General features: G+C 73.4%; 14 protein-coding genes. 4 read left to right on the top strand and 10 right to left on the bottom strand.

Features of this window, described 5'->3' with window-relative positions:
• Positions 1 to 4 precede the first annotated feature (4 nt).
• Together LN037_RS33535 and LN037_RS11980 are read right to left on the bottom strand one after the other, a co-directional pair.
• A complete protein-coding gene (locus LN037_RS33535) occupies positions 5 to 3,313 on the bottom strand; it encodes a CHAT domain-containing protein (protein WP_230752621.1) in 3,309 nt (1,102 codons plus the stop codon).
• Positions 3,310 to 6,261, bottom strand: a complete 2,952-nt coding sequence (locus LN037_RS11980; protein ID WP_230752619.1) for a BTAD domain-containing putative transcriptional regulator — start codon at positions 6,259 to 6,261, stop codon at positions 3,310 to 3,312. The genes LN037_RS33535 and LN037_RS11980 overlap by 4 nt, the downstream gene beginning before the upstream one ends.
• A 266-nt stretch (positions 6,262 to 6,527) precedes the next feature.
• Between LN037_RS11980 and LN037_RS11975 the strand changes: the two genes are divergently transcribed.
• On the top strand, positions 6,528 to 7,400 hold the full coding sequence (locus LN037_RS11975) for a hypothetical protein (protein ID WP_230752616.1): 873 nt from the start codon (positions 6,528 to 6,530) through the stop codon (positions 7,398 to 7,400).
• A 41-nt stretch (positions 7,401 to 7,441) separates the two neighbouring features.
• Here LN037_RS11975 and LN037_RS11970 read toward each other — a convergent pair whose 3' ends face one another.
• The 8 genes from LN037_RS11970 to LN037_RS11935 form a co-directional block, all read right to left on the bottom strand.
• Positions 7,442 to 7,717 carry a hypothetical protein gene (locus LN037_RS11970; protein WP_230752614.1) on the bottom strand — a complete coding sequence of 92 codons (276 nt, stop codon included), beginning with the start codon at positions 7,715 to 7,717 and terminating at the stop codon, positions 7,442 to 7,444.
• Between the two features lie 55 nt (positions 7,718 to 7,772).
• Positions 7,773 to 8,456, bottom strand: a complete 684-nt coding sequence (locus LN037_RS11965; RefSeq protein ID WP_230752612.1) for a response regulator — start codon at positions 8,454 to 8,456, stop codon at positions 7,773 to 7,775.
• Positions 8,381 to 9,547 carry a histidine kinase gene (locus LN037_RS11960; RefSeq protein ID WP_230752610.1) on the bottom strand — a complete coding sequence of 389 codons (1,167 nt, stop codon included), beginning with the start codon at positions 9,545 to 9,547 and terminating at the stop codon, positions 8,381 to 8,383. Before LN037_RS11960 ends, LN037_RS11965 begins: the two co-directional genes overlap by 76 nt.
• A complete protein-coding gene (locus tag LN037_RS11955; protein WP_230752608.1) occupies positions 9,535 to 10,698 on the bottom strand; it encodes a sensor histidine kinase in 1,164 nt (387 codons plus the stop codon). The genes LN037_RS11960 and LN037_RS11955 overlap by 13 nt, the downstream gene beginning before the upstream one ends.
• Before the next feature lie 163 nt (positions 10,699 to 10,861).
• Positions 10,862 to 11,386: a hypothetical protein gene (locus tag LN037_RS11950; protein WP_230752606.1), complete on the bottom strand. Its 525-nt coding sequence runs from the start codon at positions 11,384 to 11,386 to the stop codon at positions 10,862 to 10,864.
• 77 nt (positions 11,387 to 11,463) lie between these two features.
• The gene (locus LN037_RS11945) at positions 11,464 to 11,859 is read right to left on the bottom strand and encodes a hypothetical protein (protein ID WP_230752604.1); all 396 of its coding nucleotides are present in this window, start codon (positions 11,857 to 11,859) and stop codon (positions 11,464 to 11,466) included.
• A 28-nt stretch (positions 11,860 to 11,887) separates the two neighbouring features.
• Positions 11,888 to 12,853, bottom strand: a complete 966-nt coding sequence (locus LN037_RS11940) for a hypothetical protein (RefSeq protein ID WP_230752602.1) — start codon at positions 12,851 to 12,853, stop codon at positions 11,888 to 11,890.
• 286 nt (positions 12,854 to 13,139) lie between these two features.
• Positions 13,140 to 13,361: a hypothetical protein gene (locus tag LN037_RS11935; protein WP_230752600.1), complete on the bottom strand. Its 222-nt coding sequence runs from the start codon at positions 13,359 to 13,361 to the stop codon at positions 13,140 to 13,142.
• A 138-nt stretch (positions 13,362 to 13,499) separates the two neighbouring features.
• Here LN037_RS11935 and LN037_RS11930 point away from each other — a divergent pair, with 138 nt between their 5' ends.
• The 3 genes from LN037_RS11930 to LN037_RS11920 are packed head-to-tail and all read left to right on the top strand — an operon-like array spanning position 13,500 to position 16,986.
• The gene (locus LN037_RS11930; protein WP_230752598.1) at positions 13,500 to 15,158 is read left to right on the top strand and encodes a hypothetical protein; all 1,659 of its coding nucleotides are present in this window, start codon (positions 13,500 to 13,502) and stop codon (positions 15,156 to 15,158) included.
• The gene (locus LN037_RS11925) at positions 15,155 to 16,093 is read left to right on the top strand and encodes a phosphotransferase family protein (RefSeq protein ID WP_230752596.1); all 939 of its coding nucleotides are present in this window, start codon (positions 15,155 to 15,157) and stop codon (positions 16,091 to 16,093) included. The genes LN037_RS11930 and LN037_RS11925 overlap by 4 nt, the downstream gene beginning before the upstream one ends.
• A complete protein-coding gene (locus LN037_RS11920) occupies positions 16,090 to 16,986 on the top strand; it encodes a hypothetical protein (RefSeq protein ID WP_230752593.1) in 897 nt (298 codons plus the stop codon). The genes LN037_RS11925 and LN037_RS11920 overlap by 4 nt, the downstream gene beginning before the upstream one ends.
• The last annotated feature ends 102 nt before the right edge of the window (positions 16,987 to 17,088 follow it).

Raw genomic sequence — 17,088 nt, 5'->3', positions numbered from 1 at the left:
TCGATCACACCCCGAGGTGCACGAACGGCGCCCACTGGTCGGGGCTCGTCGTCCAGTCCGCGGACACCGATCCGCTGCTGCGCCGACGCCGGGACCCTTCCGGGGTCAGTGCCACCCCTGCCTGCCGTCCGAGCTCCAGGTAACGCTCCTGGATCTCGAGGCGGGTCAGGGCCCGCACGGTCCGCTGCGCGCGGGCGAGGGCGTCGGCGACGTCGAGTCCGGCGGCGAGACGGTCGGCGAAGTCGGTCATGATCAAGCAGGTCGGGCCGTCCTGGACGTCCCACATCGTCGTCACGGTGTGCCGTACTCCCGCTGCGAGCAGGCCACGGGAGAGACCGACGACGGTGCCGCTCCGGGTCACACCACCACGGCCGGAGCTGCAGGCGGACAGCACCGCGAGGTCGACGTCGAGCCCCACCCCCAGCAGCTCCGCGACGGTGACCCGGTCCTCCCCGGCCAGCATCACCGCCGACAGGTCCGGTGCGTGGGGGTGCAGCACCCCGTGGCACGCGAGGTGCGCGACGGGGGTCCGGGTCGTGAGCTCTCGACGCACCCGCGCCTCGCCTGCGTTCGCATCGAGGAGGGTCTGCGCATCCAGCGACCGCCCGGCCAGCACGGCTTCCGCCTCCGCGCCCGGGAGCGGATCGAAGCCGTGCGACGGCGGGTTCCCGACGACGAGGCAGGGCGCGTCGAGGATCGGGCGCGGTCGACCCGCCAGCCGGGGCACGAGCGACACGGACGGCAGTTGCGAGACCGTCCAGCGGTCAAGCACGCAGGAGCCCGCGAACGGCAGCGCGGCGAAGGGGACGGCCAGGGCCGGGACGCAGGGTACGACGAGCACCCGCGCGTGGTCCTCGAGCAGATCGGCGACGGGCCCGAGGAGCAGGGCGGCGAGCTCGTCGTCGGCCCCGCGCAGTGCGTCCGCTCCCGACCAGCCGGCGAGCACCCGGGCACACAGCCCCGGGACCGACCCGCCGGACCCCTCCTCGAGCCGCACGACGCCGCCCGACGTCAGGGCGGCGACGACGAGTCGACCCTCCGCGAGCGTGTACTGCACCAGGAGCGCGTCGCCGAGCACGTCGACGACCTCGTCGACGTCCACGGGCGGCCGCAGCGGAGGCGACGGGATCGACGTCCCGAGACGTCGCCGGGCCTTCTCGACCTTCCGGTCGGCCTCGTCGAGGGCCGCGGCCGTCCGGGCGAGGTCCGCAGGAGCCGGGTCCCGCCAGACCTCGCGGCGCTCGTCGACCGCTCCGTTCCACTCGGCGCGCGCCTGGCGCCACAGCCGGAACGCCACCGTTCCGGGATCGTCGAACAGCGCTCCGAGTGCGAGCGACCGCAGACGGTCGGCGGCCGTGACGGCGGCCGCATGATCGCCGAGCCGCAGGCATGCGAGCACCAGGACGTCGATGAGTTCGGCCGTCGCCCCGTCGTCGAGGGCGGACACGCGGAAGGTCTCACTGGTGAGCCCGGCGACCCAGCGCTCGACGCGCTCCAGCGCCGGCTCGGCGATCGCCCGGGCTCGATCGGCGTCACCCCGATGCAGGGCGACGCGGGCGCGGAGGCCGTCTCCGTACCAATCCCACTCCCGTGCGATCGCAGGGGTCGGCGGCGGAGGCACCGCCTCCAGCAGCGCCCAGGCGCAGTCGGATTCACCGACGAGATCCCGGACGTCGGCCTCCCGGACCGGTCCGAGGTCCGGGACGGTCGCGAGCCAGGCGTCGGCCCGGAGAGCGGCCTCGTCCGGCCGCCCGAGGAGCAGCAACGCCCGGACCGCCGGCTCGTCGACGTGCTCCGGGCGCGCGAGGCGTTCGAGGACGCGCCGGAACGTGGCGTCGCGGCCCTCGGCGCTGACCCGGATCGCCAGGTAGAGGTCGGCCAGGCGGGGGAGATCCGCCAGGCGCGCCGCGAGGGCGTCGGCGAGATACCCGACGTCGGGCGGCAGGCCGGAACCCCACCGGGCCACCCGCGAGCGGCGGTCCTGAACCGGGTGCGGCAGGTCCGGTGGACGGCGGTCGAGCAACGCCTGGGCACGCGAGAGCGCCATCCGGAGGCCCGGCTCGTCCTCGGCCGCCACGGTCGAGTCGATCAGCAGCAGCAGCGCTGTCGCCAGCCGCTCCCACCGTTCGAAGGTGACCGCGTCCTCGTTCTCCGCGGCGGCGTACATCTCCTCCCAGGACGCGGCAGCGAGGCCGTGGCTGTTGACCTGCGCCAGCAGCCGGACGCGGCCCTCCAGCACCGCCTGGTCGGTCGTGCCGGACGCGTCGAGCAGGCGTTCCGCGAAGCCGTGGGTGGACAGGGCCTCCTCGATCGCGCCGCGAGCCTCGGCCTCACGGGCCGCGTCGAGCGCGACCCGGGCACATCCGAGGACCCATCCGGGGCTGCCGGCCTCCGCGACCCACGCCGCGATCCGCGGCGTGGGGTCCACCTGTGGTGGCAACGAGGGAGTGGCGAGCTGCAGGAGGGTGCGGTGGACCAGGGCGAGCACCGCGGTCGCGCCGTCCTCCGCCCGCCACGACCGATCGGCGGCGTCGTCGAGCAGCCGGGCCGCGTCGTCCGGACGGCCACGGAGCCGCGCGACGAAAGCGCGCCGCAGGTCCGTCGTCGCCACCCCCTGCTCGCGTCCGGCCCGTTCGAACGTCGCGCGGGCCTCGAGGTAGGTGCGGTCGGCGTGGGCGGCACCGGCGATGTCCACCTCGGTCTCGCCGTACAGTCCGTGGAGAGTGGAGCCGAGGGTCTCCGGGCTGCTCCGTGGCGTGAGGGCGAGGTCGCCCAGCAGGAGGAGCGCCGCCCCGGTGACACCGGGAAGGGCGACGGCGTCGCCCAGCACCCGGACCGTCAGCGTCCGCGGGTAGGTCACAGAACCCGTCCGTCGAGCGACGTCCGCCTCGAGCAACCGCGCGTGGGCCGCTGCCGCTGGATCGCCCGCGGCCCGCGCCCTCTCGACCCAGCGGTCGAACTCGCTCGGCTCCCCGGTGGAATCGCCCTCTCCACCGATGTGGCCCTGTGTCGTGCGCAGGAAGAGCGACCGGGGGAGGACCTCGCCCCACCAGTACGCCTCGAACGGCGCCGCGACGGCGCCGGGCGGCGGCCAGTCACCGGCGTGCAGCATGGCGCCGGGCCAGCAGAAGTACTCCGCCAGCTGGATGAGCCGCTCCAGCGCTGCTGTCATCGTCGGCTCGATGTCGGTCGCGTCGGCGAGAGCTCGGCGGGCGCGCTTCGGCTCCAGCGCCCGCACCGCCCCCAGCACCGGGGACAGGACGTCGCCGGGCCCGTCGTCGGGAAAGAGATCCCGGACCCCGCGGTCGATCACGGCCGCAGTGCCCGCAGCCCGAACGGGAGCGGTCCGCCGCCGGATTCGGCGTAGCGGCCGAGGTCGACGGCGGCCTCGGCCCACGGCCCCCATCCGAGCCGTCCGGCGAGATCGGCCGCGACCTTGAACGACTGGCGGGCGGACTCGGACTCCCCGAGCGCCAGCAGGGCGAGTCCCTGGTAGGTCGCGACCGGGCCGAGGGTGCCGGCACCGATCCCGACGACGAGGACCGCCTCGGGGTCCGGCGGCAGCCCCGCGAGGATGGTGCGGGCCGCGGTGACGTCGCCGAGCGCGAACACCGCCAGGGCGGCGCAGCACAGGCCCGACCGGTCGAACAGCCGGAACGGACGGCCTTCCCGACGACGGGTCCACTCGGCCAGGTGCGCCCGCGCGGCGTCGGCGTCCCCGGCCTGCGCGGCGTCGGCGGCGGCGACGCCGGCCCAGGCGGCCACGTGTGGGTAGACGGCGGCCGCACCGGCCGGGAGCCCGTTCAACGACGGCAGGGTTCCGGCCAGGAGGCGGGTCGAGGCGAGGTGCACCCCGTAGGCCCCGAACGCGTCGGGGATACCGAGGTCGACGCCGCGGTCGCGCGCCCGCTCGGCCGCCGCCTCGGCCGCCTCCGCCTCTCCCCGCGCCGCGAGCAGGGTCGCGTCGACCAGCAGCGAGGCCCAGATCGACCGGGCGTGCCGGTGCCGGTCGGCCGCCACCCGTAGTCCGGCGCGCAGGCCTTCGGCGTCGTCGACCCGACCGGCGGCGATGAGCGAGGCGACGAGCAGTTCCTCGGCCTCGAGCCGCAGCTCACGGTCCCCGGTGGCGACGGCCAGTCCGTGCGCGCGCTCGGCGTGCCGGACCCGCTCGCCGACGACGACGGGTTCGTCGGCCAGCTGGTTGCCCCGAAGCAGCGCTACCTCGGCCTGCAGCCGCGGATCCTCGGGGCTGGCCACGGCGAGCGCGAGCAGCTCGGGCATCGCGTCGGCCTCGGCGTCGCCGAGGAACTGCTGCTGCTCGACGATCAGGGCGCGGAGGAGCCGCACCCGGTCGTGGCGCCCCAGCGGCAGGTGGCGGATCCGCTGCAGGCGGGCCAGCCGGCGCGGCCGTCCGGCGACGGCGATCCCGAGCGCGTCCGCGCCGACGGCGGCGTCGACCAGCGCCTGAACCGGCGCCGTGGGCTCGGCGACGACGGCGTCGAGGACGTCGTCGGACTCGTCGAGCCGGCCGAGCGCCTGCAGGACGAGGCCCCGCTGGACTCGGGCGGGCACCGGGTCGGAGGCGTCCTCGGCGGCCTCCAGCAGCGTGAGGGCCTCGACGAGGGCGCCCCGTTCCCGCGCGGTGGCGGCCGCCGCCACTCGGGCGTCCGCGACGACGTGCGGTGGCACCATCGCGCTCGCTCCCGTCGCGTGGCGGAGCCGTTCGTAGGGTTCGGCGTCGGGCGGCAGCTGCCCGAGCCGGGTCCGGTGGAGCTGGCTGCGTTCCGGTGCGGGGACCCGCTCGCCTGCAGCAGCGGACGTGAGCTCGTGGCGGAAGGCGTATCCGGGACCGTCGGGGACGACGAGGCCGAGATCGGCGGCCGGGCGCAGGGCCTGGAGCACCCGGCGCACCTCGAGGCCGAGCACGTCGGCGAGCGCGTCCGCCGAGACCGGTGCGAGGACGGACAGGGCCTCCAGCACCTCCCGGCAGTCGGCCGGGAGCCGTGCGAGCTGGTAGGCGAGCAGGGGGCGGAGCCGGTCGGGCACCGTGGTGCCGCCGTCGTCGAGGGTGTCGAGCAGGGCGGCGAGGTGAAGCGGATGGCCGGCGGAGCGGCTCCAGAGCGACCTCGCGGCCTCGTCGTCGGGGCGGTCCCCGCGCAGCCGGAGGAGCTCGACGACGGCCGCCCGGTCGAGCTCGCGCACCGCGAGTTCGTGGACGCCGGGGAGCCGCACCAGGTCGGCGCGGATCTCCTCCCAGCGAGGGTGAGCGACCGCGTCGGGCTCGCGCGCGGCCACCAGGACGACGATCCCCGCGGGCAGTCCGCGGCGGGCGATCGAGAGCAACGTCCCCAGGGAGGCGGAGTCCGCGCGGTGCGCGTCGTCGAGGGTCAGCAGGAGGGGAGCGTCCGCGGCGCGCAGGCGAAGGACCCGGTGCACGGTGCGGCCGAACTCGGGGTCGCGGGTGGGCACCGGAGTCCCGAGGTCGTGGAGGCCCTCGGCCCAGGCGGTGAGCGGTGTGTCGGCTTCGTTCCAGGCGCCGGCGCCGGTGATCGCGCCGCGGATGCGGGCCTCGTCCCGGGCGGCCCTCATCAGGGACGTCTTCCCGATGCCCGCTTCGCCGACCGCGAGCACGAGTGCGCCGCGGTCGGGATCGTCCAGACGGGCACGGACCACCGCGAGCAGGTCGGCGCGCCCGACGACGGGGTCATGGCGGGTCGGGAGGCGGCGCGGGGCAGCCAGGAGGGCTGCCTCGAGCTCGCGGAGTGCGGGACCTGGGTCGACGCCGTGGTCGACCCGCAGAGCGCGTCGGGTCTCGGCGAAGGCCGCGAGGGCCTCGACGGTGCGCCCGAGACGGTGCAGGGCCCGCATGGCGGCCGCGACCAGCCGTTCCCGGTCACGGTGCCCGGGCAGGTGGGGGAGCACGGCCTCGGCTGCCGCCTCGGCGTCGCCCGGTGCATCGCGTTCCAGCCGGGCGTCCGCGAGCCGTTCGAGCACCCGCAGGAAGCGCTCGCGTGCCTGGACCGCGACCGTCTCCAGCCGCTCCGAGGGCACGCAGCCGGGGAAGGGTTCGCCCCAGAGCTGGAGGGCACGCTCGGCGGCATCGATCGCGGCGTCGGAGGCGTCAGGATCGAGGGCATCGGCCGCCGCTCGGAGGAATCGCACGAGGTCGACCTGGTCCTCGTCGAGATGGAGGACGTACCCGCCGGCCGAGGACACCACGGGGGCGGGGGGATCGACGAAACGTTTGCGCAGCCGGGTCATCAGGACCTGGATGGCTGCGGACGGGCGGCGGGGCAGATCGGCTCCGTAGCACCCGTCCACGAGTGTTCCGCCCGGCACGGCCCGACCGGGGGTCAGGGCCAGGTGAGCCAGGAGCGTCCGCAGACGAATGCTACCGACGGTGACTCCATCGATCTCGACCGTGCCGAGCAGTACCACGCGTGGACGAGCCGATACCGACTTCTCGGCCATGTTTCCCCCTGGCTCTTCACACTCTGTGAATCCGCCCTGAAGATACGCACATGGGGATGATCGGTATAGACGATGTTAAGCGCGGCGACATCCTGCTGGTCACGCAGCACCCGACGAGCCCACTCGCCCAACTGATCGTCGATCTCGACCGGTCGCCGCAGAAGTTCACCCACAGCGGCATCGCCGGCGGCGACGGGACCATCATCAGCTCCTACCCCTCGTCCCTCGAAGGGCTGTTGCCCGTGGACGTCGGCGGGCTGCACCACGACCACTTCTCCCACTTCTGGAAGCTCGGCCAGTCGATCCACCGACTCGACCTTCCCGACGAGATCACCGACGCTGACCGCGACGCCGCCCTGCAGCGCCTCGAGGACTATCCCGAGAAGCGGGAGACGCGCTTCGGAGTCGCCTCGATCGTCATCGTCGCGGCGGCCCTGCACGCCCTGATCCACGAGGAGCAGATCGGGAGCCCTCGGGTCGCCGACATCATCCGCACCGCCGTGAAGGCCGGACAGGAGTGGGCTTCGCCAGATGAGTTCTTCTGCGCCGAGTTCTCCGCGGTGATCTACGACCTCACGTCGCTCCCGAAGCCCTTCACGGTGGCCGATCTCCGCCCGGGCGGCCCCGCTCGCATGCTGGAGCAGGCAGAGCCGCAGCCCCTCATCGAGATCGGGCTCGAGGGTCTGCTCCTGGGCCGGGACGACGAAGACCAGAAGAAGGCGCTGACGGACTTCGTCGCTACGGTGCAGGCACACGACCCCGCGTTCTTCGACGAGGGGCTGAAGGTCGTCTGGGACGAGATCCTCGTCGGCCTGGGACTCCGCCGTGGTGGCCCCGTTCCCGAGGACATGAGCCTGCCCGCCGCGATGATCACCCCGCGCATGCTCGCGGCGTGGGGCAAGGAGACGCAGGAGATTCGTCAGGAGTGAGTGCGAGCGGTGCGGACCCGGGCCTGCTGTAGCGGACGGCCCTAGCGGTCGAGAGCGCGGATCAGCAGGTCCTTCATCTCGGCCACGGAGTCCTTCAATGACCGCACCCGGGTGTTCGTGTCGGCGGTCGCGGTCTCGACGGAGGTCAACCGGTCCTCGACGCGGGCGAGGCCCGCCTCGGTGGCACCGACCCGCCCGGAGAGGTCCCGCTGATTCGCGCCGAGCGCGTTGACCGCAGCCAGGACGGCGCGGTAGTCGACGCGCTCGGCCTCGAGCGCCGCAATGCGGGCCTCGAGCTCTGCCATCGACGCGGTCATGGACGGACGGTATCTCCTGCCCACGCTCGAGGTGTCCCGTTCGACGACATCGAGTTCACTCCTCCGGCCGCGAGGCGAGGTCGTCCAGCCCGACGAGCCCGTCCTCCAGCGCCCGGGCGACCAGGTCGCTCTTCGTCTTCGCCGCGCGACCGACGTTCGCGTACCGCACACGGGCGCGGCTGATGTAGGTCTCGAGCGTCTTCGGGCTGATCCCCAGCTGCGCCGCGGCGAGGTTCTTCGAGGACGAGTTGAACCAGGCCCGGAGCGCCGCGGACTCCTGCGCGGTCAGCTGCGGCCGCTCCGGGGCGTCGTCGGTCAGCATCGACCCGCTCAGCGCCGGCGGGGTGTAGGAACGCCCGCCGGCAGCGGCACGCACGGCCGCGACCAGGTGCTCCTTGCCCTCGCTCTTGGTGACGAAGGCCAGCGCGCCGATGTCGATGCAGCGCACGGCGGTGTCCCGGCTGAGATCCTGGGTGTAGACCACCACGCGTCGCCCGCCGTCCACGAGTGCGCGCAGGGCGGTGAACTCCTGCCCCCGCGTGGGGGTGAGCTGCAGGTCCAGGACGACGACGTCCGCGTCGCTGCCGGGCGGGTGCCAGACCGCGCTGATGCGGTCGTCGGCGACGAGGACGTCGATCGGCGGGTCGGCGTGGTCGAACCAGCTCACGACCCCGTCGCGGATCGCGCTGTGGTCGTCGACGAGGGCGACGGTGACGCGGGCGTCGGCTGGATCGTCCATCGGGCCTCCACCCACATCTGGTCCTGGTCGCGTGCGGTCTGCACCTCGACCCCGTCGGCCCCGGACGACGGCTCGACGGCCCCGTCCGCGACGACGCTGACGCTCAGCACGTCGTCGGCCCCGAGCACGGTGACCCGGGCGCGGGTCGCGGCCGTGGCGAGTGCGGCCATCGGTGCCTCGAGCAGCGCGCGCCGCACGGCCGGCGGGGGTGCCGGCCAGCGACCACGCGCCTGCATCTCCACGATCACGCCGCGACGCTCGGCGAAGTCGACCCCGTGGCGGACCTCGTGAAGCAGGGGATCGGGCGTCTCGTCGGTCTCGGCGAAGAGCCGCCGCATTCGGGCGGCCTCGATCGCGCACGCCCGCTGCACGTCGGGATCGGCAGGGTCGAGCGTGCGGTCGGCGAGGCCACGGAGCAGGGGGAGCGCGGAGTCGTGCAGCCCGGCGAACCGGTCCTGGCGGGCCCGGTGCAGCTCGACGGCCACGGCCTCCTCGGTCCGCACCTGCTGTGCGGCGCGGGAGGCCGCCGCGGCCTGCCCGGCCACTCGTCGGACGGTGGCCGTGGCCAACGCCGTCGCCAGCGGGAAGCCGAGCGCGCCGAGCGACGCGACGAGGAGGTTGAGCCCGATGTCCGCCGGGGCGCGATCCACCCCGATCACGACGAGCGCGGTCGACAGTCCGTGCACGGCCAGGAATCCGCCGATCCACGGCAGCGGCCGGTCGAACAGCAGGATCAGCCCGGTCCACCCCAGCGCGCCGTAGATCCAGTTCGCGGAACTCGTCGCCTGCTCCGGCGGGATCGTCAGCAGGGCCGCCACTGAAGTCGCGAGCACGAGGACGAGCACGGGGTAACGCGCACGGCCCCACGACCGGTGCCGCACCAGCAGGACGGCCTCGACCGCGACGACCGCCGCGAGCAGGGCCCAGGCGGCGAGCTGGACGCCCAGCGGGCGGTAGACGTCCGCGTTGCGGATCAGGCCGCTCGGGATGAGGACGAAGCCGGCGATCACGCACACCGCGATCCGCAGCCCCCGGAGGAACGGCTCGGCCGCGACCTGCGCCCCGTCGTCCCCACGGCTCAGGGCGACCATCGCAGCTCCACCGCCGTGCCGACCCCTCGTCGGGAATGCACCGCGGCCGTGCCGCCGACCGCCGCGACCCGGTCGATGATCGAGTGCCGGATGCCCCGCCGCTCCGCGGGTAGGTGGCCGTCGAAGCCCACGCCGTCGTCGGCCACGCACAGCACGAGCTCCTCGTCCCCCGTCGTCGCGTCCAGGCGCACCTCGGTGACACCGGCGTGCACGGCGACGTTGGTCAGGGACTCGGTGGCGGCGCCGAGGAAGGCCTCGAACACCGGCGCCGGCAGCAGGACGTCGGGGGCCTTCCCGACGACGGGTGCCAGCCCGCGGCTGCGCGCGGTCACCTCGAGAGTGTCGAGGAGGGCCGCGACATCCTGGGGCCCTGCCTCATCGACGGGCCGGTCCGGCAGGCCACCCGCCTGCACCAGGATCGTGAGGTCCCGGGCTGCGCGAGCGGCTGTCCGGTGGCGGTCGGTGGCCTCGCCGAGCCCGACCATGAGCAGGGTGGCCGCGGCGGTGTCGTGCAGGGCGGCGGCCACGGCCCGCTGGTCCTCGCGCACCGAGACGGCGAGTTCGCGTTCGTGCCGGGCGCGTTCGAGGTCGGCCAGGGCCGCGTCCGCGCGCCGCCCGCCCCGCTCGATGAGCGACCAGAGGAGGGTCGCGAGCAGGGCGACGACGGTCGACCACACCGCCGACACCAGGGTCGACGCGCTTGCCCCCGGCGGCAGCGCCCACGCCGCCCCGACGAACGCCGATCCCATGACGACGACCGCGAGACCGACGCCGAGCGCGAAGCGGCAGCTGTACTGATAGGCGACGCAGGCGAAGGCGAGGAACGGCACGATCCAGGACCGGCCGCTCGCGAGCCAGTCCGACGCCACGGTCCAGGGCGCGGAGAGACCGAGGCCGACGAGGACCGCGGCGTCCGTCAGCGGGAGCGGCGGGCCAAGTGCGCCACGCACCCGCCAGACGTACACGGCGCTCCAGGCCACGAGGACGGCGAGGACCGGGACGACGACCGCGGGGTCCTCCGCCGTGGCCGCTGCGACGACGACGGTCGGCACCAGGGTGAGCACACGGATCGCCGCGGCGTAACGCCGCCCGCTCGCGCGCATGCCCAGGACCGCCGGCCCGGGTTCCCGGACCTCGATCGTCGCCGCCATCGTCCCCCCGTCGAGTGACACTACGTCGGTACCGCCCTCCGCGATGACGGGTGATCGCCCGACGCGGGATCTCTCTCCGATCCGGCACCGTGGCCGCGCGGCTCGGGCCGGCGCGATCCGCGCGGCAGGGGGGACGGCCCGAGCCGCACGCTGCTCCCGGCCCTCACGTCAGACCCATCAGGCGCGAGACACGCGGGTCGGTGATCTCCCACCAGCCGAGCAGGAGGGCGAGCCCGACCTGGTCGCGCGCGGTCAGCGGGACCCCGTCCGCCCCGGCCAGGTCCTCGCCGAGGATCCGCGCCGTGTCGGACACCGTGTCGATGGCCGTGACCATCACCCGCCACGCGGTCGACTCCTGGTACAGCGACCGCCCGCCGATCGTCGTCTCGCACAGCACCGCGGCGCCCCCGTCCTCGATGACGTACGGCGCCCCGAGCCCACTGGTGGAGCGCCACCGGGCCACATATCGATAGAGCTCGAGAGTCGGACGCATGTTGAGCCGAGCTGCAGCGATCGTGCTGAAGGTCCACTGGTCCTCGTCACCCCAGATCACGATCGCCGCGTGCGCCTGGCCGGTGACGTAGAAGAACCGGCCCGGCGTGAACTCGGACTCGACGAACTCGTCGCCGTCCTCGGCGCGCCGCAGCCCGAAGCCGCGGATGAAGTCGAGGGCCTCCGTCTTCGTCATCGGTGGGGCGGTGGAGCCGGGTCGCAGTGCCGCCGGTGTGTTCGCAGCTCGCCTGTTCAGTTCGTTGTGGGGGAGGTTCACCAGCGATCCTGACCGCTGACCCGGCTCTCCAGGTAATCGGCGGTCTCGAGGACTGCTGCGAGCGGTTCCTCGAACTCGTCGGGGCTCATGTCCTCAAGCAGGATCGAATGGCGCACCGTCACGTAGTCGTCGTTCTTCGCGAGTGCGCCGACGACCTGGTAGCGGATCAATTCGAAGAGGGCCGGGAGGTCGACCGCAGTCATCTCGCCGACCACGGATTCGACCTTCGCCCATTCCCTGCCGTTGGTCCCGTCGACCGCGCGGGAGATCAGCACCGATTGCGAGCGACCGTTGGGCAGGTCGAACCGCAGGATCAGCTGGCCGTGCTGGGTGACACCACTGACGGTGTAGTTCCCGTGGACGTACGCTCGGAGTTGGTCCCAGGTCGCCATGGTCGTCCTCGTCTCTCTTGGGGGAGGTTCAGGCGGGGAGTCGGCGGCGCGCGCCGCGCCCGCCGTCGTCGTACCAATCGCTCATCCACATGCAGAGCGGCTTCTCGGGGTGTGCCAGGTAGCCGCCCGTCCGCGCCGTGTCGAGCAGTACCGACCGCACCCAGAGCGGGTAGAACGCCGCGACCGGAGCGATGTCCTCGCCGAACGCGCTCCATTCGCGCATCACGCGGACCGGCCAGCCGGGAAGGTCCCGATCGTCGACCGGGCGTGCGGCCGCGGCCATGAACCGTTGCGTGACCGCCTCACCGTGGGCGAGCCCGAGGTACTGCACGGCCTTGTTGTGGAGCTGCATGCCGAACCGCTCGTGGATCGAGCGCAGGTTGAACGGCGTGATCGGGTGGCCCGCCCGACGCAGCGTGTCGGTGAACAGCACGTCGTCGATCTCGATCCCCTGAGCACCGAGTCGGACAGCGGGGTCCGGCACCACCTCGGGGCTGTCCGCCCACATGTCGATCACCGAACAGATGAGTCGGGCCTCGGTGAGGTCGGACGGTGCGAAGTGGATCGTGTCCCCGGCGCCGACGATCTCCACGACGGGCCGGTTGCCGTCGGTCCCGCCCGCGAGAATCTTCGTCTCGGCGCCGTGGTGCGGGATCTCGACCCGGGAACGGCCGTAGCGGATCGTGCGGCCCTGCGTGACCACCAGCAGACCGTCGAAGGCCGCGGAGTGGGAGTGCCGGACGAGCAGGAGCGCCTCCCGGTGCCGGTCGAGCACCCCGAGGACGTCGTCGGTCCGCGATCGGGCCGCCCCGATCGCGGCCTGACGGTCGGTCCAGTGGCCCGACTCCGTGAGCCGGAATGTCGCGGCGATCGTCGGGTGGAGGGGCCGCTCGACGACGTCGGCCTCGAAGGCCCGACGCCTCGCCGCCTTCCGACTCGCGACGAGCACGGCGATCGCGATGACCGCGACGACGATGAGGAGGAACGTCGCCATCAGTTCCGCCACCCCTTGCCGTCGCACGCCACGCAGTGCCCCTTGCCGCGACACGATTCGCAGCTCGAGACGAAGACGCCGCCCTTCTTGCCCTTGCCGCCACAGGAACTGCAGATTTTCTTGCCGTTGCACACGCGACAGGTCGCCATGGAATCCCCTCAGAAATAGATCGTGATCTGCGCCGGAGCGGCGAGTGAGTGAAGCACGACGGCGACGGGAATCTGTCCGTCGTTCACCTGACACCGCTCCCGGCGGTCGGTCGCGAGTCGACCGATGGGGGATGACGTTAGGAAGTCGCGAGATGGTCCTCCATCCCCGAGCTCGGGGATGGAGGGGCGTAGCTCGGCACCGTCGTGACGCGGAGCTCCGTGTGGACGCGGGCGATCGCGGCGACGTCCGTCGGGTTCTCGAGTCCCTGGCAGGACACGACGAGACCGGCGACGAACCCGAGGACAAGGGCGAACAGCACGATCCGGCCGAAGGTCCCGGCCGGGATGAGGATCTTCACGGCGCCCCCTGTTACAGTCCCGATGCGCTCCGTCGCGGTGGTGGCGTCGCGCTTCGTCGCAGACGCGACGATGCGTGGAACGATACGAGGGAGTCGGGCGCCGTCCTAGCGCCGAACGGCCCAAAGCGAGGGAGGACCATGTCGACGCCGCCGGACCCGGTGCTCGTCCTGCTCTCGGACTGGGCGACGAGAGCAGGACTGAGTCGGGAAGCCGTCGCGCGAGAACTCGGGGTGGCCCGGGCGACCGTGGCGGGGTGGTTCCTCCGCCTGGAGGCGCAGGCCGAGGGTCGGCCGCCGAGCAGCAGCGCGCGGGAGTTCCGCTTCCGGGCCCAGCGGCCGGAGGTCCAGGCGCACATCGCTCGCGTGCTGCATCGCGGAGTGCAGGAGTTGCACGAGCGGTCGACGCGACACGAAGCGGTCGACACCGACGCGGCCGACCGTGGTGAGACGTGGACCGTCGCGCACGACCTCGTGATGCGGCTCGCCGACCAGGGCCTCGCCGCCGCGACTCCCGCCGAGGCGGGCGCCCGACGGCATCGGATCGCCGAACTGGTCGAGGCGGTCCCCGACGTCGTCGGGACAGCCGTGCTCGCCGTCCGGCGCGGCAGCGTGACGACCGTGCCCTACGCCTATCAGGTCGTCCCGCTGGTGGAGGCGCAGGAGGACGACGACGCCACGCACGAGCACGTGCGACGTGTCCGGGGACAGATCGACCGGGCGTTGTCGGAGGCATCGGAGTCGAGCCGCTGGGAACACGGCGGTCTGGTGCCGCGGGGCGGCCTGGTCCAGCAGGGCACGCGGCTCGTCGCCGCGGGCGCTCTCATCTGTGCCTCGCTCAGCAGCACCCGGTCCTCCCAGCAAGCACTGCTGGTCCCGTCGACGCACGTCGATGCTCCCGTCCGGGACCCGCGGATCGCCGTCGTGATCACCAATCCGTACGGCGGCAGTGGCCCGGTGGCCGGTCTCCTCGCCCGCGCTCTAGGAGCCGGCCATCTGCCGGCCGGCGAGTTCGTCCGGACGGTGCGTGCCCGGCGGGCGAGACGTGACGTCGGGCGGTACGGCGAGCGTGGCCCGCTGCTGCCCGCCGCGGCGACGCTCGACGCCGCGTTCATCCTGCAGCCCACCTTGCGCCTGCTCGTGGACGGTGACGCCGCCGGGGCGTGGTTCCTCTCGCTCGAGGCGCAACTCCTCGAGGACGTCCCGCTGCGTCGGGCCGTCGACACGACGGGGGCGATCGTCGTGGTGGTCCGGCTGGGGGAGCGGTGGCGTCGGCTGGCCGCATGGAGGCTCGCGGCCGCCGAGCTGAACAGCGCCGGTGATCACGAACCGGGGCCGGGGCGCCCCTTGTCGTCCGACGACATCGATCTCACCGTCGGCCGTCGGCTGGAGGACGTCGAGCGCGCCGTGCTCGAGCGGCAGGCGGAACTGGCCGCCGAGTTCCGCTCGCGTCTGAGTCGGGGCGAGGAGGCGCTGCAGGCCGTGCTCGAGACTCGCGCCGCCGAGGGCCGGCCGTCGGTGGAGGTGCGTCTGGACGAGGTCCCCGAGGAGTTCCCGGTCGTGGCCGTCGACGACGGCACGGTGCAGGCACTGGCGGGCGAGGCCCGCTTCTCGGGTCCCGTTCGTGTCGCGGCTGACGCCGTCGACGTGATGGTGGACAGTTGGGTCCGAGCGGCGGGGCAGGTCCTGGACGCCCTGGGCCGACTGACGGGGCACGGCGGTCGCGACGAGCTCGTCGACGTGGAGCCGGCCGACCCGTGGGTGGCGGCCCTCCGCGAGGCCGGAGGAGAAGCCGGATGACCAGCCGCATCATCCCGGAGGACCTGATCGCCGAACAGGTCGCCGGTGTCGACGCCCGCGTGCAGGGAGGCCCGTACGCCGACGAGGCCGTCGAGGTCCGCCGGGCCGCGAGGTTCCTCGACACCCTCGTCGAGCGTCTCGGCCTCCGTGGTCCTGCCACCAGCCTGACACCGCCCACGGGCAAGCCGCAGTACCTCCTCCGACTCGCGGACTCGTCGGGCGCACCGGTGGTGCTCAAGGTGTACGGGCGCCGGCGCCCCGCCGAGGCCGCGGTTCAGCGGGTGTGGCGGGAGCACGGGGTCCCCACCGCGAAGGTCCTCGCCCACGGCGACGAGCCGGTGAGCTGGCTGCTCATGGCGGAGCTGCCGGGAGCGCCTCCCGCCACGGGCTCCGCCGAGCTCACCCCGGCCCTCGCCCGGCTGATGGCGCACGCCCATCAGGTGGATATCGGCGCCGTGCCCGGCACGACGAGGCTGTTCGACGCCGTCGCCCGTCACCTACGGGCGGTGGCCGCTGCGGCGGCCGCGCACGGATACCCGATGCCGGAGGATCTGACGGACCGATCGCAGGCTCTGATGACCGACGGGCCCAGGCTGTGTCTTCATGGCGACCTCACCCCGGTGAACCTCCTCGTCGAGGGCGGCTCCATCCACGTCCTCGACACCTGCGGATACGTCGGTCCGCCCGAGTTCGACGCAGCGCGCTGGTGCGCCCGGGTCGGAGGCGCCGGGCGGGCGCGGGAGCTCCTGGCGCGATGGCTGGCGGTGGAGACGGAACTGGACGCAACCCGTGCTGCCGGGCTCCTGGCGCTCGAGCTGGTCATGGAGGCCGGCGTCCGGGAGATCGTGAAGGACGAACGAGGTCAGGACGCGAGCGCGCCCGACCCGGCCACCGAAGCGCTGCTCGCCGCCGCGATCGCGGTGGACGCCCCGTGACCGGGCGGGAGATCGGCGTCGTGATCACCACGTACGACAAGTTCGATCACGCCCGGGCCAACATGGAGCTGATCCGCCACCTCTGGTCGCCCTTCTTCGACCGCGTCGTGATCGTGCACGCCGTGAACGGGCCGCAGGTCTGGTCATCCTACCTGGAGGACCACACGGTCGTCGTGGCGCCGTCCGCGAGCCACTTCCGTGGTGCCGCCTCGCTGCTCGACGCCGGCATCGCGGCCCTGGCAGCGGCCGAGCCCGGTCTGCGGCACGCCGTGTGTCTGGCGGGCGACTGCTGGCTCTATCGGCCGGAGTGGGTGCGCGACCTCGTCGAGGAGATGCACGACCAGCAGCTCCGGTTGGCCGCCGCACGATTCGAGGTCACACCACGCGCGCACGGAGTCGCGCGGGAGCACGGTGATCCGACCCTGCTCCCGGGCGTGGGACTGACCTCGGACTTCTTCGTCCTCGACGTCCCCTGGGCACTCGAGGTCGGCATGGTGCCCCTGTCGTTCGAGGAGTTCCTGGCGAAGTACGGACTGCTCCTGGACTACCTCCAGGAGATCGTCCTGCTCGAGAGGTACCTCGAGGGCCGATTCCTCACCGGAGTGCGGGCCGACCTGCAGCGCCGCCGCTGGCACAAGGACGGCCTGGGCAGCGAGGGGCTCCGTGCAGCCCGACGGTTCCTCCGCCTCATCGTCGAGCGCCCGATCGACCCCGCAGGGATCACCGCTCCTCCGCACAAGGGCCACTGGCCGACCATCGGCCTGAGCACGACCGAGGACCCGTCCCGGAAGCGGGCGGAGCTCTCGGCCGTCGACGGGCTCGCCGGTGGGCCGACGATCGAGCGCTTCGTCTCGTCGGAGGACCTCGGCTGGTTCGCGGCCGGCGCCGGATGACCTGCTGACCGGCTGCCCGGGGCGACTACCGCCTGGTCGACGCGCTCACCCCGGATCCCGCCGCGATCCCCGAGCTCGGGGATGGGCCGAGCGGACGACGTC

The sequence above is a fragment of the Actinomycetospora soli genome (assembly GCF_021026295.1).
GTDB classification, from domain to species: Bacteria; Actinomycetota; Actinomycetes; order Mycobacteriales; family Pseudonocardiaceae; genus Actinomycetospora; species Actinomycetospora soli.
Note: the sequence above shows the minus strand (reverse complement) of the source record. Positions and strands in the feature narration are given on the sequence as shown.